The organism is uncultured Massilia sp., assembly GCF_913773735.1.
GTDB lineage: Bacteria > Pseudomonadota > Gammaproteobacteria > Burkholderiales > Burkholderiaceae_D > Telluria.
In genome coordinates this window covers 53,493-73,126 of sequence record NZ_CAJYEB010000032.1, presented here as the reverse complement: position 1 = coordinate 73,126, position 19,634 = coordinate 53,493, and the positions used below count along the sequence as shown (strand labels likewise).

Here is a 19,634-nt window from a genome sequence, read left to right as displayed (position 1 = left end):
TGCGCCGGGGCCAACATGGCGCTGCCCACCCTACGTTCGTTTCGCTTCCAGAACGCCCGTCACTTCGCCGATGGCCGCGATGGCCTTCTGCAGCTGTCCCGTCGATCCGATCTCCGCCGTGAACACCATGCGCGCCTGGCCCTTGGCGCTTTGCGTGTTCACGCCGATCACGTTGATCTTCTCGCGCGTCAGCACTTCGGAGATGTCGCGCAGCAGGCCTTGCCGGTCCTGCGCCAGGATGAAGATGTCGATCGGGTAGACGGTATCGGAACCGGTCAGGCCCCAGGCCGTGTCGAGCACGCGCTCGGGCGCCTTGGCGGCCATCTCGGCGAAGTTCTTGCAGCTGGCGCGGTGGATCGACACGCCCTTGCCGCGCGTGACGAAGCCGACGATCGGGTCCGGCGGCGCCGGCTTGCAGCAGCGCGCCAGCTGGGTCATCAGGCCGTCGGTGCCGACCACCAGCACGCCCGACTTGGCGCCCTGCTCCACGCTCGAGGCGCGGCTCTTGTTGACGACGTCGGCGTCCTGCAGTTCCGGCACCTCGACGGGCTCGTGCAGCGCCGCTTCCACGTGGCGCAGGCTGAACTTGTCCTTGCCGACGGCGATGAACAAATCGTCGACCTTGGTGAAGCCCAGCTTGTGCGCGAGCGTGTCCAGGTTGACCGCGGTCTTGCCTTCGCGCTGCAGCGTCTTCTCGACCAGCGCGCGGCCATGCGCCAGGGTCTCTGCCAGTTCCTGCGCGTGGAAGAAGGCGCGGATCTTGGTGCGCGTGCGGCTGCTGACCGTGTAGCCGGCGCCCAGCCAGTCGCGCGACGGGCCGGCGCTGCCGGGCGCGCCCTTGGCCGTGATGATCTCGCAGGTCTGGCCGTTCTTCAGCGCCGTGTTCAGTGGCACCATGGTGCCGTCGACCTTGGCGCCGCGGCAACGGTGCCCGACCTCGCTGTGCAGGTGGTAGGCGAAGTCGATCGGCGTCGCGCCCACCGGCAGCTCCAGCACCCGCGCCTGCGGCGTCAGCACGAAGATGCGGTCGTCCAGCGTGGTGGCCTTGAGCTTCTCCACCCACTCCTTCTGCAGCTCTTCCTGGCCGGTGACGGCGTCGGCGACGTCGCTCTTCCAGGCCAGCAGCTGGCGCAGCCAGGCGATCTTCTCGTCGTACTGCTGGCTCTTGAAGTTCGAGCCGCCCTCCTCCTTGTAGCGCCAGTGCGCGGCCACGCCGTACTCGGCGAAGCCGTGCATTTCCTGGGTGCGGATCTGGACTTCCAGCGGCCGGCCGTCGTCGGCGTTGACCACCGTGTGCAACGACTGGTAGCCGTTCGGCTTGGGACGCGAGATGTAGTCGTCGAATTCCTTCGGGATCGGCGTCCAGATGTTGTGCACGACGCCCAGCACCGTGTAGCAGGTCTTGACGTCGGCGACGATCACGCGGAAGGCGCGCACGTCGTACAGCTCGGTGAAGTCGAGGTCCTTGCCGCGCATCTTCTTCCAGATGCTGTAGATATGCTTGGGACGGCCGCTGACCTCGGCCCGGATGCCGGCCGCCGCCAGTTCCGCCTGCAGGCGCTCGATCGAGGAGGCCACGAAGCTCTCGCGCAGCATGCGCTTTTCTTCGAGCATCTTGGCGATGCGCTTGTACATCTCCGGGTCGATCATCCGGAAGGCCAGGTCTTCCAGCTCCCACTTGAGCTGGAAGATGCCGAGGCGGTTGGCCAGCGGCGCGTACAGGTCCAGCACCTCGCGGCCGTAGTTGCTGGTGACCTCGTCGAAGCGCTTCTTCTCGGCGAAGTGGCGCAGCGTGGTCACGCACGACGCCAGCCGCACCAGCACCACGCGCATGTCGCTGGCCATCGCCAGCAACATCTTGCGCAGCGTCTCGATCTGCGCCATCGCCTCCTGGGCGGCGTTCTTGCCGCGCCCCACCGGGGCCTGCGTCGCGGTGAGGTCGCGCAGGCGGATCAGCTGGTGCACGCCGTGCACCATGTCCGCCACTTCCTTGCCGAAGCGTTCCTCGATGGTCTGCGCCAGCGCGGGTTCCATGATGCACAGCTCGAACAGCAGGCCGGCGATGCGCGTCTCGGCATCGCTGCGCAGCAGCGCGAGCGTGACCGCGACACCCACGGAAAATTCGCAGGCGCCCTGCCCCGTCGCGGCGAGGCGTTCGCCGTAGGACGCGACGGCGAAGTCGAGCGCGGCCTTCACGCGCACGCAATCGTCGTGTCCGAGGCCCTGGAGCAGCTGGGTGGCGGCGTCGCCGAGCGCGGGTGTCGATACCATGCGGCCTTTCTTACGCCTGCGCGGCGACGATCACGACTTCGACCAGGCAGGCCGGATTGGCCAGCCTGGCCTCGACGGTGGCGCGCGGCGGCGTGTGGCCCGGCACGACCCATTCGTCCCACACCGCGTTCATGCCGGGGAAGTCGGCCATGCTGGCGATATAGATCTGGGCCGACAGGATGCGCGACCTGTCGCTGCCCACTTCGGCCAGCAGGCGGTCGACGTGGCCCAGCACCTCGCGGGTCTGGCCGCCGATGTCCTGCGTGGTGTCCTCGGCGATCTGGCCGGCGAGGTAGACGGTGCCGTTGTGGACGGCGGTTTCGGACAGGCGCTTGCCTACGTGGAGTCGTTGGATCTGCATGGTGTTCCCTGTTCTGGTTGATAAATGGTGTATCGGTTACGTGGTCTTCAGCCGTCCAGGAAGTCGCGCGCGAGCGCGATCTGCTCCGGCTGCACGAACGTGGGCGCGTGGCCGACGCCCGCGATCTCGACGAGGCGCGGACGCGGCCCGCGCCGCGTCATCTCCTCGGCGGTGGCGCGCGACAGCAGGTCGGACTGCGCGCCGCGCACCAGCAGCGTCGGGCAGCGGATCGCGTCGAACGCGGCCCACAGCGCCTGCTGGTCGCGGGCGGCCTGCCCGGGCGTGACGGCGGCGAACGGCCTGGCCAGCGCGGGATCGTAGTGGCGCGTCCACTGGCCGTCGGGCGTCTCGACCAGCACGTCGCGCGCCAGCTTGTCCCACTGGGCGTCGTCGTGCGGTCCGAACGCCGCCGAGACCTCGCGCACGAAGGCGGCGCCGGCGCCGTAACTTGCGAAGCGCAGGTCCTGGCCGATGTAGTCGGCGATGCGCGCCATCGCGGCCGGGTCCAGCACCGGGCCGATGTCGTTGAGCACCAGGCGCTGGACGGGACTGTCCTCGAACGAGGCCAGGATCATGCCGATCAGTCCCCCCATCGAGGTGCCGAACCAGTGCACGTCCTCGCCGTCGCCGCGGGCGGTGACGCGCGCGACCAGCGTGACCATGTCGGCCACGTACTGCGGCACGACGTAGTGCTGCGGATCGCGCAGCCGCCCCGAGCGCCCGCGCCCGACGACGTCGGGGCAGACCACGCGGTAGCGGTCGCACATGGCCGCGGCCAGCGCGTCGAAGTCGTCGGCGACGCGCGTGACCCCGTGCACGCATACCAGCACGCGCGGGTTGTCCGGGTCGCCCCACTCCTTGTATGCCATGCGATGCAGGCCGGCCGGCGAACTGCATTGCACGGACTTCAGCCTCGGTTCGCTCATGTCCTGCCCATCTCCCTTGGTATCGACGCATGGACGCATCGACGCATCGACGCACCGCCAACATTTTAACCGGCGATGCGATTAGAATTCTACCAAGTCTGGCCGGAAGACCGGGCACACCTTCCATCCCTTTCCTGAAGGAGACGTAATGACCAATGCAATTCTGAAGGGCAAGACCGCCCTCGTGACCGGTTCGACCTCGGGCATCGGCCTGGGCATCGCGCGCGCGCTGGCCGAGCAGGGCGCCAACATCGTGTTCAACGGTTTCGGCGACGCCCAGCAGATCGAAAAGCTGTACACCGACATCGGCCAGGAGTTCGGCGTGCAGACGGCCTACCACAACGCCGACATGTCCAAGCCCGACCAGATCGAGGCGATGATGCGCTTCGCCGCCGAAAAATTCGGCGGCGTCGACGTCCTGGTCAACAATGCCGGCATCCAGTACGTGGCCAACGTCGAGGACTTCCCGGTCGAGAAGTGGGACGCCATCATCGCCATCAACCTTACGTCCGCCTTCCACACCAGCCGCCTGGCCCTGCCCTACATGAAGCAGAAGAACTGGGGCCGCATCATCAACCTGGCCTCGGCCCACGGCCTGGTCGCGTCGGCGCAAAAATCCGCCTACGTGGCGGCCAAGCACGGGCTGGTCGGCCTGACCAAGTCGACGGCGCTGGAAACCGCCGCCACCGGCGTCACCGCCAACGCCATCTGCCCGGGCTGGGTCCTGACGCCGCTGGTGCAGAAGCAGGTCGACGACCGCGCCGCGCGCGAAGGCATCAGCAACGAGCAGGCCAAGAAGGCGCTGCTGCTGGAAAAGCAGCCGTCCGGCGAATTCGTCACGCCCGAGGAACTGGGCGCGCTGGCCGTGTTCTTCTGCAGCCCGGCGGCCAACCAGGTGCGCGGCGTGGCCTGGAACATGGACGGCGGCTGGCTGGCCCAGTAAGGCCGCGGCCGGCGCGCGCCCCGGCCGGCAGCGCCGCGCCGCCTGGTCTACAATGCGCGGATGAACGAAGACGATGCCATCCACGTCCCCGGCCTGGCCGAAGCCTGCGCCGAACTCGCCCACGTCGTGCTGGCCGCCGGGCACACGCAGGTGTCGCGCGACATCCTCGAGACGCTCGCCGCGAAGTTCGAGCGCGAAGCCGCCGACTTCGCCCTGCCCGTGGCGAACGCCGGGCGCGACACCGCGCTGCTGGCGCGCGCCGTGCACTACCTGAACGACGCCCATGCGCTGCCGCTGATGGGCACCGACATGGAATGGTTCCGCCAGGCGCTGGCCTGCCTGGTCGAACTGGCCGTGCCCGGCATCGCGCTCTCGCCCAAGGGAGCCGCGTTCCTGAACGACGTCGAGGAAGGCATCCGGCAGTCGATGCAGGATCTCGAATAGCGCACTGCCAACCGGCTTCGCTATGATGGCGCTTCCATCACGACAAGGAAGACGCCCATGCGCACCTGGACCAGGCTGCTGTCCCTCGCCACCCTCATGACCCTCGCCGCGGTCGCCGCCGGCGCGCGCGGCGCCGATGTGCCGGGCGCCCCGCATACGGTGCTGCTGCGTCCCGAGCGCGTCTGGACCGGCGACGGCGCCGCCCACCCCGGCTGGAGCGTGCTGGTGGCCGGCGGCCGTGTCCAGGCCGTCGGGCCGGCGGCGGGCATGGCGGTCCCGGCCGATGCCGAGAAAATCGACCTGCCCGGCAAGACCCTGATCCCGGGCCTGATCGACCTGCACTCGCACGTGCTGCTGCACCCGTATAACGAAACCACCTGGGACGACCAGGTGATCAAGGAGGCGCCGGCCTACCGCGTCGCGCTGGCCGTGCGCCATGCCGCGGACACCCTGCAGGCCGGCTTCACCACGCTGCGCGACCTCGGCACCGAGGGCGTCGACTATGCCGACGTCGGCATCAAGCGCGCCATCGACGAGGGCCAGGTGCCCGGGCCGCGCCTGCTGGTGGCGACCCGCGCCATCGTCGCCACCGCCAGCTACGGCCCGGCCGAGCGCAACTACCGGCCCGACATGGAACTGCCCTACGGCGCCCAGCAGGCGACCGGCGTCGACGAAGCCGTCAAGGCGGTGCGCCAGCAGGCGGCGCACGGCGCCGACTGGATCAAGATCTATGCCGACTACCGCACCGGCATCGACGGCAGCACCCGCCCCACCTTCACGTTGGAGGAAATGCGGGCGATGGTGGCGGCCGCGCACGTCACGGGCCGCAAGGTGGCGGTGCACGCCAGCAGCGACGACGCGATCCGCCAGGCCGTGCTGGCCGGCGTCGACACCATCGAGCACGGCTACGGCGCCAGCGAGGCGACGTTCACGCTGATGCGCGAGCGCGGCGTCGCGTACATCCCGACGCTGACGGCGCCGGAAGCCATCGGCGAATATTTCCAGAAGCACGTGCGCGGCGGTGCCCCGACGCCCGCCATGCAGCAGGCCGCGCGCGCCTTCCAGCTGGCGCGCCGCGTGGGCGTGACGATCGGCAACGGCAGCGACGTCGGCGTGTTCGCCCACGGCAGCAACGCGCGCGAACTGGCATGGATGGTGCGCCTGGGCATGACGCCCACCGAGGCGCTGCGCGCCGCCACGACGGTGGCGGCCGGCATCCTGGGCAAGCCGGAACTCGGCACGATCCGCAGCGGCGCGCTGGCCGACGTCGTCGCCGTGGACGGCGACCCGACGGCCGACATCGCGGCGCTATGCCATGTCGGCTTCGTGATGAAAGGCGGCGTCGTTTACCGTCGCCAATAAGAACACGGAGGCTTTCCCTTGGGAAACTTATAGCGGTTATTCAGGAAGGGCAGATCGGATATCAGGCTGGGCGTTGCGGTTTTCCACAATAGTCTGGCCAGATATTTTGAGGAATGATGACGGTGTTACCAATCGTGTATGAGCCCAGTCATGAAAAAACCATTCTATAAAGTCTTGTATATCCAGGTATTGTTCGCCATTATCATCGGCGTGCTGCTGGGTATCTTCGACCCGGAACTCGGCACCAAGATGAAGCCTTTGGGAGACGGCTTCATCAAACTCATCAAGATGATCATCGCCCCGGTGATCTTCTGTACCGTCGTCGCCGGCATCGCCGGCATGCAGGACATGAAGAAAGTCGGCCGCGTCGGCGGCAAGGCCCTGCTCTACTTCGAGATCGTCTCGACCTTCGCGCTGGCCATCGGCCTGATCGTCGCCAACCTGGTCAAGCCGGGCGCCGGCTTCAACGTCGATCCGGCCACGCTGGACACCCACGCGATCGCCCAGTACACCGACAAGACCAAGTCGCTGACGACCGTCGACTTCCTGATGAACATCATCCCGAACACCTTCGTGGATGCGTTCGCCAAGGGCGAGATCCTGCAGGTCCTCTTGATCGCGATCCTGTTCGGCTTCGCGCTGTCGATGCTGGGCGAGCGCGGCCGTCCGGTGGCGCGCTTCGTCGAAGACCTGTCGCACGTGATCTTCGGCGTCGTGAACATCGTCATGAAAGCCGCCCCGATCGGCGCCTTCGGCGCGATGGCCTTCACCATCGGCAAGTACGGCGTCAAGTCGCTGATCCCGCTGGCGTCGCTGGTCGGTTCGTTCTACTTCACCTGCTTCCTGTTCGTCGTGCTGGTGCTGGGCACCATCGCCAAGCTGACCGGTTTCTCGATCTTCCGCTTCCTGGCCTACATCCGTGAAGAACTGCTGATCGTGCTGGGCACCAGCTCGTCGGAAAGCGCGCTGCCGGCCATCATGCGCAAGCTGGAAAAGCTGGGCTGCCCGAAATCGGTCGTCGGCCTGGTGGTTCCGACCGGCTATTCGTTCAACCTGGACGGCACCAACATCTACATGACCATGGCCGCCCTGTTCGTTGCCCAGGCCACCAACACCGACCTGACCCTGACCCAGGAACTGACCATCCTGCTGGTAGCGATGCTGACCTCGAAGGGCGCGTCGGGCATCACCGGCGCCGGCTTCATCACGCTGGCCGCCACGCTGGCCGTCGTCCCGACCATCCCGGTGGCCGGCATGGCGCTGATCCTGGGCATCGACAAGTTCATGAGCGAATGCCGCGCCCTGACCAACATCATCGGCAACGGCGTCGCCACGATCGTCGTGTCGAAGTGGGAAGGCGAACTGGACAAGGAACGCCTGAGCGCCGAACTGGCCAACCCGACCTTCGACGACCCGGCCAACGATCCGACCACGGACGTGAAAGCCCGTCCGATGCGCGAAGCCGCGTAAGCCAGCGCCGCACCAATGAAAAACGCCGGGTTCGCCCGGCGTTTTTGCATGCCGGCGCGCCCGCGACTTCCTGCCCGTCCGCACCGGCGCCGGGTTTTCCAGCCGGAAGACGACATCGACCGGCTGACGCAGCCGCAGCGCCGGAATCGTCAGCAGCCGTTCGCGATCATGCGGGTTTTCCGCACGATCATCGGCAATCCCGGTCATAGACAACGTTTTCTATGTTAGCCCTGCCGAAAGGGAAATCGCAACTGGGCGCACGAGAAATAAAGTTGTAGACAGACGCTTCTAGACAGGATAGTCTAAGTCATCGAACAACCGTTCTTGCCTGTCCAGGAGCTGCCATGCCCACATCCCCCTCCCTGCCCAAGCCGACCGCGGCCGAACTCGACCTGCTGCAGGTGCTGTGGCCGCTCGGCGCCGCCACCGCGCGCCAGGTGCACGACGCCATGGTCAAGGCGCGTCCGGACGTCACCTATGCCACCGTCTTGCGCCTGATGCAGATCATGCACGGCAAGGGTTTATTGATCCGCGACGAGAGCGAACGGTCTCACGTGTATGCGCCGGCCCAGGCCCAGGAATCGCTGCAGACCAACCTGCTGAAGGACCTGATGCAGCGCGCCTTTTCGGGCTCGGCCAAGGACCTCGTGCTGGCGGCGCTCAAGACCGGCATCTCGCGCAAGGACAGGGAGGAAATCGAACGGCTGCTCAAGGGCGACGGCAAATGATGGCCGCCATCGACATGTCGACGCTGGTCGCCGGCATCGGCTGGATGCTGCTGCATTTCGTCTGGCAGGGCGCGCTGATCGCCTGTGCCACCGGCACGCTGCTGGTCGCGCTGCGCAACGCGCGCCCCGAACTGCGCTACGCCGTCGCCTGCACGGGCCTGCTGCTGTGCCTGGCCTGGCCGCTGGCCGAGCTGTGCCTGCTGCTGTCGGGCGGCCGGGTGCCCGCCGCTGGCGGCATGCCGTTCGCCGGCGCCCTGCCCCGGGCCGCGGCGGCGGACGCGGCCGGCTGGCTGGCGTGGCTGCAACAACATCTCGACTGGATCGTCGCCCTGTGGGCGGCCTGCGTCGGCGCGCTGGGCCTGCGCATGGCCTGCGGCCTGCTATGGATCGGGCGGGTGGCACGGGGAGACGGCGGCGATCCGGCCTGGCAGGCGCGGCTGTCGGCACTGGCGGCGTGCTGCGGCCTGACGCGCGCGGTGCGCCTGCGCATCGTCGAAGGGCTGGCCAGCCCGGTCACGGCCGGCTGGTGGCGTCCCGTCGTGCTGGTGCCGGCCGCGCTCGTCGCCGGCATGCCGCCCCACCTGCTGGAGGCGCTGCTGGCGCACGAACTGGGCCACATCCGGCGCCATGACTACCTGGTGAACCTGCTGCAGAACGTCGTCGAGACGATCCTGTTCTACCATCCGGCCGTCTGGTGGCTGTCGCGCCGCATCCGCGTCGAACGCGAGCAGATCGCCGACGATTTCGCCGCGCGCCACCTGGGCGAGCCGCGCCGCCTGGCGCTGGCCCTGTCCGAACTCGAGCGCCTGCAGTTTTCCGGCGGCCACCTGGCGCAGGCGGCCAACGGCGGCGACCTGCTGGCGCGCATCCGCCGCCTGCTGCGGCCTGGCACGCAGGCGCTGGACTGGCGGGCCGTCGTCCCGGTGCTGGGGCTGGCGCTGGCCTGCGCGGGCAGCGCCCATGCGCTCGCCAACCGGCATGCGCTGGCGGTGGACGGCCATGGCGCCGTCCGCGCGACGACGCCGGCGCTCGCCGATTTCCGCACGTGCGCCCGGCCCGCGTACCCGCAAGCCGACGTTGCCGCGGGACACGAAGGCACCGTCACGCTGCGCTTCCTCGTCGACGACACCGGCGCCGTGCGCACGTCGAAGGTGGCGCGCTCGAGCGGCTTCCCGGCGATGGACGAGGCGGCGCACGGCGCCATCGACAAGTGCCGGTTCCGGCCGGCGCTGGAGGACGGCCGTCCCGTCGCCGCCTGGACCCAGGTGCAGTACGTCTGGACGCTCGAATGACGCGCGCCATCCATTGAACGGCCGCCGGCATCGTGCCGGCCCGCGCTTCCCTCAACCCCGTTCACCCCGGCGCACCGCGCCGGCCTCGTCACGCCCCTGTGCACCGTGCAGCCGGGCGGGACGGCATTCAACCAAGGAGAAGACCATGTTCCAAGCCAAACGATCGATCCGCCCGGCCCGCGCGGCGGCCGGCCTGCTGTCCGCCTGCCTGCTGTCCGCCTGCCTGCTGTCCGCCTGCCAATCGCTGGGCGCATCGGCGCATGCCGCCACCGACCAGGCCGCGGTAGCCGATTTCGGCAGTTGCGCCAGGCCCCACTATCCGGATGCCGACGTGAAGGCCGGCCACCAGGGCACGGTCACGCTGGGCTTCCTGGTCGCCGCGGACGGCGCCGTCAAGCAATCGAAGGTCGACAAGTCCAGCGGCTACGCCAGCATGGACGAAGCCGCCCGCACGGCGCTGGAACGATGCCGGTTCAAGCCGGCCCGCGAGGGCGGCAAGCCGGTCGAGGCGTGGACCAAGGTCCAGTACGTCTGGACGTTGCAGTAAGAAAAACACCGCGCGGCCGGCGCATGCCGGCGGCGCGGTGCGTGCGAAGGCGGCCACGCCGCCTCCGGACGGCCTCAGAGGGCGGTGACGTCCAGTTCGGCAGACGTCGCCTGCACCACCTCTTCCTTGCTCACGCCCGGCGCCAGTTCCACCAACTTCAAACCGGTCTCCGTCACGTCGATCACGCCCAGGTCCGTGATGATGCGGTCGACCACGCCCACGCCGGTCAGCGGCAAATCGCACTTCTTGAGGATCTTGTGCGAGACGGAACCGTCCTTCGCGGTCGCCACGTGTTCCATCACGACGACGACGCGCTTGACGCCGGCCACGAGGTCCATCGCGCCACCCATGCCCTTGACCATCTTGCCCGGGATCATCCAGTTGGCGAGGTCGCCGCGCTCGGACACCTGCATCGCGCCCAGGATGGCGAGATTGATCTTGCCGCCGCGGATCATGCCGAAGGAATCGGCCGAGCTGAAGTAGGCGGCGCCCGGCAGCGCCGTGACGGTCTGCTTGCCGGCGTTGATCAGGTCGGCGTCCACCGCGTCGTCCGTCGGGAACGGGCCGATGCCCAGCAAGCCGTTTTCGGATTGCAGGAACACCTCGATATCGTTCGGGACGTAGTTCGCCACCAGCGTCGGCAGGCCGATGCCGAGGTTCACGTAGAAGCCGTCCTGCAGTTCCTTCGCCGCGCGCGCGGCCATTTCATCACGAGTCCATGCCATGGTTGTCTCCGTCCTGTCTCAGGCTTGGCGCACGGTGCGCTGCTCGATGCGCTTTTCCGGCGAGGGGTTGTGAACGATGCGGTGCACGAAGATGCTCGGGGTGTGCACCTGGTCCGGATCGATCTCGCCGATCTCGACCAGCTTCTCGACTTCCACGATGCAGACCTTGCCGGCGGTGGCGACGTTCGGATTGAAGTTGCGCGCCGTCTTGCGGAACACCAGGTTGCCGGCGCGGTCGGCCATGTAGGCCTTGACCAGCGAGACGTCCGGCACCAGCGCGCGTTCCATCACGTACATCTCGCCGTCGAATTCGCGGGTTTCCTTGCCCTCGGCGACGATGGTGCCGTAGCCGGTCTTGGTGAAGAACGCCGGGATGCCGGCGCCGCCGGCGCGCAGCTTCTCGGCCAGCGTGCCCTGCGGCGTGAATTCCAGTTCCAGTTCGCCGGCCAGGTACTGGCGCGCGAATTCCTTGTTCTCGCCCACGTAGGAGGCGATCATCTTCTTGATCTGACGCGTCGTCAGCAATTGGCCCAGGCCGAAGTCGTCGACGCCGGCATTGTTGGAGATGGCCGTCAGGTCCTTGACGCCGGAATCGCGCAGCGCCAGGATCAGCGCCTCCGGAATCCCGCACAGGCCGAAGCCGCCGACGGCGATCGTCTGGCCGTCCTTTACCACGCCGTCGAGTGCGGAGCGCGCATCAGGATACACTTTGTTCATACCCGTCCCTTGAATAGTTAAGCAATGAGCTCTTTCTGTACCGCAGAGTAGAATCCCAGCATAGAATAGCCCCCTTCAAAGCACAATACCGTAGAAATACCGGCAACAGCGCCGAAGCGGATCCCAGCGGAGACAGCCATTTGCACCAGATGAACGCATCATACGCCATCGACTACGAGATGATTTTCCAGCACGCGCCAGTCGGCATGTGCGTGTCGGTGAACCGCGTCATCCAGTCCTGCAACCATGCGCTCGCCGCGATGTTCGGCTATGAGCGGGCACGACTGGACGGCCAGTCCTTCGCCGTGCTCTACCCCACGATGGACGAGTTCCTGCGCACGGGCGACCGCATCGTCCCGATCATGAACGCGAAGGGCCGCTACTCCGACGAGCGCATCATGCGCCGCGGCGACGGCGAGCTGTTCTGGTGCCACGTGACGGGCCGCGCGCTCGACCCCAGGGAACCGCTGGGCGCCGGCGTCTGGACCTTCGAGGACGTCAGCGAGAAGCGCCCGGTGACGGCCGAACTGACCCCGCGCGAGCGCGAGATCGCCGCGCTGCTGGTGGAGGGCAAGACCAGCAAGGTGATCGCGCGCGAGACCGACCTGTCGCCGCGCACGGTGGAAATGCACCGGGCCAAGCTGATGCGCAAGTTCGCGGCCTCGACCTCGTCGGAGCTAGTGCACAAGCTGGTGGGCGTCACGCGCTGAGCGCGGCCGGGGCTGGTGCGCTCGGGGAGCGCACCCTACGGCGCCGTTTGAGGCCGGGGTCGAATTGACGCCAGGGTCGAATCGTAGGGTGCGCACCCCGTGCGCACCCTGCATGTCGTTCACTCGGCCGGCAGCAAGGCCTTGAAATGCGCCGGCAACGGCACCGACTTCTCCGCCGCGAAATTCACCCAGACCACCTTGGCGCCGCCCTCGGCATGCACGACCTCGGCCTTGCCGTCGGCATCGACCAGGCGGATCTCGTGCGTGATCTCGACGCTCGAGCGTCCCGGCACGCCGGCGAAGGTGCGCACCTCGATGTCGCCCGGATAGGTCAGCTGCTTGAGGAAGGTGCAGTAGGCGGTGACGATCACCGGGCCCTCGCCCGCCGGATCGATATGGCCCGCGCCCTCTTCGAGGAAGGCGATGCGGGCGCTTTCCATGTAGCGGAAATAGACCGTGTTGTTGACGTGCCCCAGCGCGTCCATGTCGCCCCAGCGGATGGGCTGGCGCATCGTGTGAACCAACTTCTTTTGACTCATCGCTTGCTTTGCTTCGTTGAAAAATCGTGTCAGCCGGCGTCGTCGCCGGATTCCTGCAGGATGTCGCCGACGATGGCGCAGAACGCCCGTGGATCGTCCAGCATCATCATGTGGCCGGCCTTGGGCTGGATGCGGATGCCGCAGGCGTCGGCCATCACCCAGTCGGGCACGTCCCAGCCGGCCGCGGACTGCTCGCCGCCCACCAGCCAGACCGGCGTGCCGCGCTCCAGCACGCGGCGCACGGTGTCGAGGTAGTCGGGCGCGCCGGTCACGTCCAGCACCGAGCGCGCCAGTTCCTGCACCGTCGTGTAGGGCTGGTTGGCCAGCATGGCGCGGGTCCAGCCGACGCGCTCGTCGCTGGCCTCGATGCCGATGCCTTCCAGCCAGGCGCCCGGCGCGTCTTCCATGGCGCCGTATTCCGCGGCCCAGTCGGCGTCGAGCTGCGGCGCGATGCGGCTGCACCAGAACGCATCCTTCAGCGTGAAATTGCCCTCGACGTCGATCAGGCCGCGCACCAGTTCTGGCACGGCGTCGGCGACCAGCATCGCGATCACGCCGCCGGTGCTGTGGCCCAGCAGCCAGACCGGCTCGCCGATCTCGTCGCGCAGCATGCGCTCCAGCGCGCGCGCCTGGCTGGCCAGGTCGATGCCCTGCCGCTCGTCGCGGTGGCGCCCGTAGCCGGTCAGGTCGGGATGGTAGAGGTCGACGTCCGGCAGGTAGCGCTCGAGTTCCAGTCCGGCGATCGAACCGAGCAGGCCGTGGACGACGACCAGGCGCGGTCGCGGACTTCGCGCAGGACTTCGGGAAGTCATTGCGCGGTCATGCCGTCGTCGGCAGTGATGATGGCGCCGTTGATGAAGTGCGCCTCCTCGGCCGCGAGCAGCAGCAGCAGGCCGTCCAGGTCTTCCGGGCGGCCGGTGCGGCGGCGCGGCAGCATGTCGATCAGGCGCTTGCCCTGCTCGGTCTCGAAATAATCCTCGTTCATCTCGGTGGCGATGTAGCCGGGACAGATGGCGTTGACGTTGATGCCGTAGCGGCCCCATTCCACCGCCATCGCCTTGGTCATCTGGACCACGCCCGCCTTGCTCATGCAGTACACGCCGATCTGCGGCAGCACGCGCAGGCCGGCCACGGAGGCGATGTTGACGATGCGGTGCTGCTTCTTGGGGTCGCCCTTGGCGCGCTGGATCATGCGCTTGGCCGTCTGCTGGGCCATGAAGAAGGCGCCGCGCAGGTTGGTGTCCATCACGTAGCCGTAGTCGTCCTCGGTCACGTCGAGCAGGCGCTGCGTCGTCGACACGCCGGAATTGTTGACCAGGATGTCGATCGGGCCGGCCTCCGTCTCGGCATGCGCGATCGCCGCCTTGATGCTGGACAGGTCGGTCACGTCGAGCGACACGACGTGGGCGGCGCCGCCGTCGGCCTCGATCTCGGCGCGCAATTCCTTCAGGCGCTCGAGGCGGCGCGACGCCAGCACGACCTGGGCGCCCGCGCCCGCCAGGGCCTTGGCGAAGCGCGCGCCCAGCCCGCTGGACGCGCCGGTGACCATCGCGATCTTGCCTTCGAAGTTGACTTCAATCCCCACGTTTGACTCCTCTACGCGAATGCGCCCGAACTATATTCTGTTGCGAAGACATAATCATTACACACTTCACCAAATTCACGCCGATTAGATTGCCGCGTCTAATAGTTGCCCTACAATGGCGCACGCCCGTTGCCAACAAGCGCAAAAAAGTGCACACTCGTGCTTAAATTTTTTAAACATATATTACAACAATGACCAATAGCATCCTCGAAGAATACGGCCCCCGCGAAGCGATGGAATACGACGTGGTGATCGTCGGCGGCGGCCCGGCCGGCCTGTCCGCCGCGATCCGCCTCAAGCAGCTGGCCGCCGAGACGGGCCGGGAGGTGTCGGTCTGCGTGCTGGAAAAAGGCGGCGAACTGGGCGCGCACATCCTGTCCGGCGCCGTGATGGACCCGATCGCGCTGGACGAACTGTTCCCGAACTGGAAGGAGCTGGGCGCGCCGCTGAACACCCCGGTCAGCGAAGACCGCGTGCTGTTCCTGACCGAAACCAAGTCCTATGCCACGCCGTCGTTCATGGTGCCGAAGATGCTCACCAACCACGGCAACTACGTGATCTCGCTGGCCAACGTCGTGCGCTGGCTGGGCCAGCAGGCCGAGAACCTGGGCGTCGAGATCTTCCCGGGCTTCCCGGCCGCCGAGATCCTGTACAACGAGGACGGCTCGGTGAAGGGCGTCGCCACCGGCAACATGGGCATCAACCGCCACGGCCAGCCGACCGACGCCTTCCAGCTCGGCATGGAACTGCACGCCAAGTACACGTTCTTCGCCGAAGGCTCGCGCGGCCACCTGGGCAAGCAGCTGATCGCGAAGTACGACCTGGCCAAGGGCAAGGACCCGCAGACCTATGGCATCGGCATCAAGGAATTGTGGGAAATCGACCCGGCCAAGCACCAGCCCGGCCTGGTCATCCACACGGCCGGCTGGCCGCTGGACAACAGCACCTATGGCGGCTCGTTCCTGTACCACCTGGAAAACAACCAGGTCGCGGTCGGCTTCGTCGTCGGCCTGGCCTACCAGAACCCCTACCTGTCGCCGTACGAGGAATTCCAGCGCTACAAGACGCATCCGTCGATCCGCCATTTCTTCGAAGGCGGCAAGCGCATTTCCTACGGCGCGCGCGCGATCACCGCGGGCGGCCTGCAATCGCTGCCGAAGACCGTGTTCCCGGGCGGCGCCCTGCTCGGCTGCGACGCCGGCTTCCTCAACACCAGCCGCATCAAGGGCAGCCACGCCGCCATCAAGACCGGCATGCTGGCCGCCGACGCCGCCTTCGCGGCGCTGGGCGAGGGCCGCCAGTTCGACGAGCTGTCCGCCTATCCGGCCGCCTTCGAGCAGTCCTGGCTGAAGGAAGAGCTGCACGTGGCGCGCAACTTCAAGCCGTGGATGAGCAAGGGCCTGTACCTGGGCACCGTCATGACCGGCATCGACCAGATCCTGTTCAAGGGCAAGGCCCCGTGGACGCTGCACCACAAGCACGCCGACCACGAATGCCTGCGCCCGGCGTCCGAATTCCAGCCGATCGCCTATCCCAAGCCGGACGGCAAGCTGACCTTCGACCGCCTGTCCTCGGTGTTCATCTCGAACACCAACCACGCCGAAGACCAGCCGGTGCACCTGACGCTGAAGAACCCGAGCGTGCCGGTGGAAGTCAACCTGGCGCGCTTCGCGGGTCCGGAGCAACGCTACTGCCCGGCCGGCGTGTACGAGTTCGTCAAGACCGACGAAGGCCGCGACCGGCTGCAGATCAACGCGCAGAACTGCGTGCATTGCAAGACCTGCGACATCAAGGACCCGACGCAGAACATCGTCTGGGTCACGCCGGAAGGCGGCGGCGGGCCGAACTACCCGAACATGTGATGCGTCGGTAGTTTGCACGGTGGGCACGGGGTGCCCACCCTACTTGCCTCGGAAACGCTGCTCCGCCTTCCTCTGCAAGGCCTCGAACCCCAGGCTCAGCACCCAGTAGATGCCGGCCGCCGCCAGGTACAGCGGCAGGGGCTGGAACGTCACCGAAATCAGTTCCTTGGTCACCAGCATCAGTTCCGTCATCGTGATCACCGACACCAGCGCGGTATCCTTGATCAGGCTGGTCAGGGTATTGCTCATGGCCGGCACCGCCAGCCGCGCCGCCTGCGGCAGCACCACGTGGGCGAGCGCCTGCGACCAGGTCAGGCCGAGGCTATACGCCGCGCGCCACTGCCCTTCTCCCACGCCGAGGATGGCGCCGCGCAGGCTTTCCGACAGATAGGCGCCGGCGTTCAGCGACAGCGCCAGGATGCCGGCCGCCAGCGGCGTGAATTCGATGCCGACGCTCGGCAGGCCGTAATAAATCACGAACAATTGCACCAGCAGCGGGGTGCCGCGGAACAGGCTGACGTAGAGCGCGGCCGGCCAGCGCAGCGGCGTCCACGGCACCACGCGCAGCACGGCCGTCGGGATGCCCAGCGCGAGGCCGCCCAGCATCGCGGCGATGGCGAACGCCAGCGTATGGCCTGCCCCCTTGAGCATCACCGGCCCCGCGTCGCGCGCCAGGTCCGCCAGCGCGTTCAGATCCATCGGGCCGCCTGCGCTCCCGGCCGCCCGCCTGCGCGCACGCGGGCGCTCACGGCGCGCGGGTGGCGTCGCTACCGAACCACTTCATCGAGATCTGTTTCAGGCTGCCGTCGGCCCGTGCGTCGGCGAGCGCCTTGTCGATGGCGGCCAGGAGTTGGGGATTGCCCTTGCGCATGGCCACGCCCATGCGCTCGACGGCGCCGACGCGCGCGCCGGCGCGGATCGGCAGTTGCGAATGCTTCAGCAGGTAAGCGACCATCAGGCCGTCGTTGAGCGCGGCGTCGATGCGGCCGAAGGCCAGGTCCTGCAGGTTTTCCGGCGCGGCCGGATAGCTCCTCACCGTGATGCCCGGCACGGCGCGCACCTGCTGCTCGTACACGCTACCCTGCCCCACGCCGACCTTGCGCCCCTTCAGGTCTTCCAGGCGCTTGTAGTCGTTGCGCTCGTTGTTACGCACGATCAGCTGCGGCGACGAATAGGTATAGGGACTGGAAAAATCGAAGGCTTGCTGGCGGCGCGGATTGATGCCCACCTGGCTGACGATGACGTCGTACTTGCCGGCACCCAGGCCGGCCAGGATCGCGCCCCATTCGGTGGTGACGAATTCCGGCTTGACGCCCAGCCTGCCGGCCACGAGCCGGGCCACGTCCACGTCATAGCCCGCCAGCTGCCCTGTCTTGGTGTCGCGGAAATTAAAAGGCGGATACGTGCCTTCGAGGGCGATGCGCAGCGTGCCGCGCGCCTTGACGGTGTCGAGCAGGTCGGCGGCATGGGCAGGCAGGCCGAGGCCCAGCAGGGCGGCGCCCGCCAGCGCCATGCGCAACAGCGCGCGCCGCGGCGCCGTCGTGGTCGATGCAGCGTCTCTCATCGGGTCGGGACTCCAAGCGTGATCAGAGCCTGATTTAACAACACATTGACGCGCTGCGCAAAGAAAAAGTTGTCACCGACAAATATCGCGCTGCCCGTCAATACGCGCGCCGGCCATGGCGGCCGAAATTGTGCCCCGTGACGATCAGCGAACTTTCGACCAGCGTCGACAGGCCCAGCAGCAATTGCACCAGCTTGTCGTCCGGCAGGATCCAGTAATGCCCGTCCGGCTGTTCCGCGCCGGTCGCGGCCATGATCAGCGGGGCGATCCAGCCGGCGTCGGGTTCCACGTCGAGGATGACGGCATCGCCCGCCGTCTGCATGTAGACGTCGCCGCCGACGGCGAGGCGGAAGCGCACGCCGACGCCCGTCTCCTGCGGGCGCACCAGTTCCTGCATGCTGCGGTTGTGGTCGTCGATCCAGAGCTCGACGTCCTGCGGCGTCTCGAGCGGCGTCCAGGGCACGGGGCGAAAGCGCGGGCGCTCGGCGCCGTCGGTGGCGCGCTCATTGGTGCGCGCATCGGTACGCGCATCGGTACGATCGTCGGCGCGGTCTGGCTGGCGTGAAGAAGGGTCGTGCGTCATCGGATAGGGCCTGCGGGATTCATCGGAAACGGCGCACATGCTACGGTATTTCGCCGACGGCGGCCAGTTCGGGACAGCAAAACCGTCGCCCCGGCGCAGGCGGGCGCCGGGGCGGCGTGCGAGCGGACACGATCAGCCGGACGCCCCCTGGGCGACCAGCGTCACGATCCGCGCTTCGACCCGCCCTGCGTCGACCAGCAGCTCGGCCGCCGCGATCGGCAGGCTGAAGCGGCGCCGCCCGGCGCTGCCCGGATTCACGTAGAGCACGCCGTCGCGCTCGACGCACGACGGCCGGTGCGAATGGCCGGACACGAGCACGCGCACGCCGGCCTCGACGGGGTCGAGCGCCAGCGCCTTGAGGTCGTGGATCGCGTAGACGGCCACGCCCTCCACGTCGAGGCGGGCCGTCTCGGGAAGCGCCAGCGCCCAGGCGGCCGTATCGTTGTTGCCGCGCACGACCGTCAGGGGCGCGATGCGCGCCAGGCGTTCGAGGATGTCCGGACCGCCGATGTCCCCGCCATGGACGATGTGGTCGCTCCCGGCGAGGAAATCGAGCGCCTCGGGCCGCAGCAGGCCGTGGGTGTCGGAGAGCAGGCCGATCCGTTTCAAGCCGTCAGTGCCTGCGGCTCATCTTGGCCGCCGTCCAGATCGAGTACAGGGCGGCGATGCCGACCAGCACATAGACCAGGCGGGTGGCCGGACTGCCGGCGCCGAACAGCGTGGCGACGACGTCGACGTCCAGCAGGCCGACCATCGCCCAGTTCAGGCCGCCGACGACGAGCAGGGCCATCGCGATGTAGTCGATCGCGGACATCGCCGCGCTGCCCTCGCGCACGGCGGCGCGCCGTTCCGGCAGGTGGCGCCGTTCCATCGTGGGTGCGTTCATGGTTGCCATCATGTCCTCCTAGGAAGGTTGTCGGTCCAGGAAAGCTGCGCGACCACGATAGCAAATTCGGCGCGACGTGCGCGCCGCCTAGCCGCCCGGCATGCCGGACGCGGCGCGCG

General features: G+C 67.7%; 22 protein-coding genes. 9 read left to right on the top strand and 13 right to left on the bottom strand.

Going from position 1 to position 19,634, the window contains the following annotated elements:
* Window positions 1-30: 30 nt before the first annotated feature.
* The 3 genes from QZ749_RS15890 to QZ749_RS15880 are packed head-to-tail and all read right to left on the bottom strand — an operon-like array spanning window position 31 to window position 3,558.
* Entirely contained in the window at window positions 31-2,271 is a 2,241-nt protein-coding gene (locus QZ749_RS15890; RefSeq protein WP_296948832.1) for a bifunctional (p)ppGpp synthetase/guanosine-3',5'-bis(diphosphate) 3'-pyrophosphohydrolase, read from the bottom strand.
* Between the two features lie 10 nt (window positions 2,272-2,281).
* Window positions 2,282-2,632 (bottom strand): RidA family protein, encoded by a 351-nt coding sequence (locus tag QZ749_RS15885; RefSeq protein ID WP_296948831.1) that lies wholly within the window; start codon window positions 2,630-2,632, stop codon window positions 2,282-2,284.
* Window positions 2,633-2,679: 47 nt separating this feature from the next.
* On the bottom strand, window positions 2,680-3,558 hold the full coding sequence (locus QZ749_RS15880) for an alpha/beta fold hydrolase (RefSeq protein WP_296948830.1): 879 nt from the start codon (window positions 3,556-3,558) through the stop codon (window positions 2,680-2,682).
* Between the two features lie 148 nt (window positions 3,559-3,706).
* Between QZ749_RS15880 and QZ749_RS15875 the strand changes: the two genes are divergently transcribed.
* The 7 genes from QZ749_RS15875 to QZ749_RS15845 all read left to right on the top strand — a co-directional run bounded on the left by QZ749_RS15875 (window position 3,707) and on the right by QZ749_RS15845 (window position 10,344).
* The gene (locus tag QZ749_RS15875) at window positions 3,707-4,501 is read left to right on the top strand and encodes a 3-hydroxybutyrate dehydrogenase (RefSeq protein ID WP_296948829.1); all 795 of its coding nucleotides are present in this window, start codon (window positions 3,707-3,709) and stop codon (window positions 4,499-4,501) included.
* Window positions 4,502-4,561: 60 nt separating this feature from the next.
* On the top strand, window positions 4,562-4,945 hold the full coding sequence (locus QZ749_RS15870; RefSeq protein WP_296948828.1) for a hypothetical protein: 384 nt from the start codon (window positions 4,562-4,564) through the stop codon (window positions 4,943-4,945).
* Between the two features lie 57 nt (window positions 4,946-5,002).
* Complete coding sequence (locus QZ749_RS15865) at window positions 5,003-6,307, top strand: amidohydrolase family protein (RefSeq protein ID WP_296948827.1); 1,305 nt, start codon at window positions 5,003-5,005, stop codon at window positions 6,305-6,307.
* A gap of 150 nt (window positions 6,308-6,457) precedes the next feature.
* Window positions 6,458-7,777: a dicarboxylate/amino acid:cation symporter gene (locus QZ749_RS15860; protein WP_296948826.1), complete on the top strand. Its 1,320-nt coding sequence runs from the start codon at window positions 6,458-6,460 to the stop codon at window positions 7,775-7,777.
* Between the two features lie 344 nt (window positions 7,778-8,121).
* Window positions 8,122-8,505, top strand: a complete 384-nt coding sequence (locus tag QZ749_RS15855; RefSeq protein ID WP_296948825.1) for a BlaI/MecI/CopY family transcriptional regulator — start codon at window positions 8,122-8,124, stop codon at window positions 8,503-8,505.
* Complete coding sequence (locus tag QZ749_RS15850; RefSeq protein WP_296948823.1) at window positions 8,502-9,797, top strand: M56 family metallopeptidase; 1,296 nt, start codon at window positions 8,502-8,504, stop codon at window positions 9,795-9,797. The genes QZ749_RS15855 and QZ749_RS15850 overlap by 4 nt, the downstream gene beginning before the upstream one ends.
* Before the next feature lie 145 nt (window positions 9,798-9,942).
* The gene (locus QZ749_RS15845; protein WP_296948821.1) at window positions 9,943-10,344 is read left to right on the top strand and encodes an energy transducer TonB; all 402 of its coding nucleotides are present in this window, start codon (window positions 9,943-9,945) and stop codon (window positions 10,342-10,344) included.
* A 74-nt stretch (window positions 10,345-10,418) separates the two neighbouring features.
* On the opposite strand, the gene QZ749_RS15840 is transcribed toward QZ749_RS15845, so the two are convergent.
* Together QZ749_RS15840 and QZ749_RS15835 are read right to left on the bottom strand one after the other, a co-directional pair.
* Window positions 10,419-11,069, bottom strand: coding sequence for a 3-oxoacid CoA-transferase subunit B (locus QZ749_RS15840; protein WP_296948819.1), 651 nt, complete (start codon window positions 11,067-11,069; stop codon window positions 10,419-10,421).
* An 18-nt stretch (window positions 11,070-11,087) separates the two neighbouring features.
* Complete coding sequence (locus tag QZ749_RS15835; RefSeq protein ID WP_296948817.1) at window positions 11,088-11,786, bottom strand: CoA transferase subunit A; 699 nt, start codon at window positions 11,784-11,786, stop codon at window positions 11,088-11,090.
* Window positions 11,787-11,935: 149 nt separating this feature from the next.
* Between QZ749_RS15835 and QZ749_RS15830 the strand changes: the two genes are divergently transcribed.
* On the top strand, window positions 11,936-12,496 hold the full coding sequence (locus tag QZ749_RS15830) for a PAS and helix-turn-helix domain-containing protein (RefSeq protein WP_296948816.1): 561 nt from the start codon (window positions 11,936-11,938) through the stop codon (window positions 12,494-12,496).
* 119 nt (window positions 12,497-12,615) lie between these two features.
* Here QZ749_RS15830 and QZ749_RS15825 read toward each other — a convergent pair whose 3' ends face one another.
* Genes QZ749_RS15825 through QZ749_RS15815 form a run of 3 tightly spaced genes read right to left on the bottom strand, consistent with a single transcriptional unit; the run spans window position 12,616 to window position 14,620 of the window.
* The gene (locus tag QZ749_RS15825; RefSeq protein ID WP_296948815.1) at window positions 12,616-13,035 is read right to left on the bottom strand and encodes a thioesterase family protein; all 420 of its coding nucleotides are present in this window, start codon (window positions 13,033-13,035) and stop codon (window positions 12,616-12,618) included.
* A 29-nt stretch (window positions 13,036-13,064) separates the two neighbouring features.
* Window positions 13,065-13,847 (bottom strand): alpha/beta fold hydrolase, encoded by a 783-nt coding sequence (locus QZ749_RS15820; RefSeq protein ID WP_296948813.1) that lies wholly within the window; start codon window positions 13,845-13,847, stop codon window positions 13,065-13,067.
* Window positions 13,844-14,620, bottom strand: coding sequence for an SDR family oxidoreductase (locus tag QZ749_RS15815; protein WP_296948811.1), 777 nt, complete (start codon window positions 14,618-14,620; stop codon window positions 13,844-13,846). The genes QZ749_RS15820 and QZ749_RS15815 overlap by 4 nt, the downstream gene beginning before the upstream one ends.
* Window positions 14,621-14,853: 233 nt before the next feature.
* Here QZ749_RS15815 and QZ749_RS15810 point away from each other — a divergent pair, with 233 nt between their 5' ends.
* A complete protein-coding gene (locus QZ749_RS15810) occupies window positions 14,854-16,482 on the top strand; it encodes an electron transfer flavoprotein-ubiquinone oxidoreductase (RefSeq protein ID WP_296948951.1) in 1,629 nt (542 codons plus the stop codon).
* Between the two features lie 39 nt (window positions 16,483-16,521).
* On the opposite strand, the gene QZ749_RS15805 is transcribed toward QZ749_RS15810, so the two are convergent.
* The 5 genes from QZ749_RS15805 to QZ749_RS15785 all read right to left on the bottom strand — a co-directional run bounded on the left by QZ749_RS15805 (window position 16,522) and on the right by QZ749_RS15785 (window position 19,515).
* Complete coding sequence (locus QZ749_RS15805) at window positions 16,522-17,181, bottom strand: amino acid ABC transporter permease (protein ID WP_296948809.1); 660 nt, start codon at window positions 17,179-17,181, stop codon at window positions 16,522-16,524.
* A 46-nt stretch (window positions 17,182-17,227) separates the two neighbouring features.
* Entirely contained in the window at window positions 17,228-18,046 is an 819-nt protein-coding gene (locus tag QZ749_RS15800; protein WP_296948807.1) for a transporter substrate-binding domain-containing protein, read from the bottom strand.
* Between the two features lie 97 nt (window positions 18,047-18,143).
* Window positions 18,144-18,629 (bottom strand): hypothetical protein, encoded by a 486-nt coding sequence (locus QZ749_RS15795; RefSeq protein WP_296948805.1) that lies wholly within the window; start codon window positions 18,627-18,629, stop codon window positions 18,144-18,146.
* Between the two features lie 132 nt (window positions 18,630-18,761).
* Window positions 18,762-19,238 (bottom strand): metallophosphoesterase family protein, encoded by a 477-nt coding sequence (locus tag QZ749_RS15790; RefSeq protein WP_296948803.1) that lies wholly within the window; start codon window positions 19,236-19,238, stop codon window positions 18,762-18,764.
* A 4-nt stretch (window positions 19,239-19,242) separates the two neighbouring features.
* Entirely contained in the window at window positions 19,243-19,515 is a 273-nt protein-coding gene (locus QZ749_RS15785; RefSeq protein WP_307726666.1) for a DUF378 domain-containing protein, read from the bottom strand.
* Window positions 19,516-19,634: the final 119 nt, after the last annotated feature.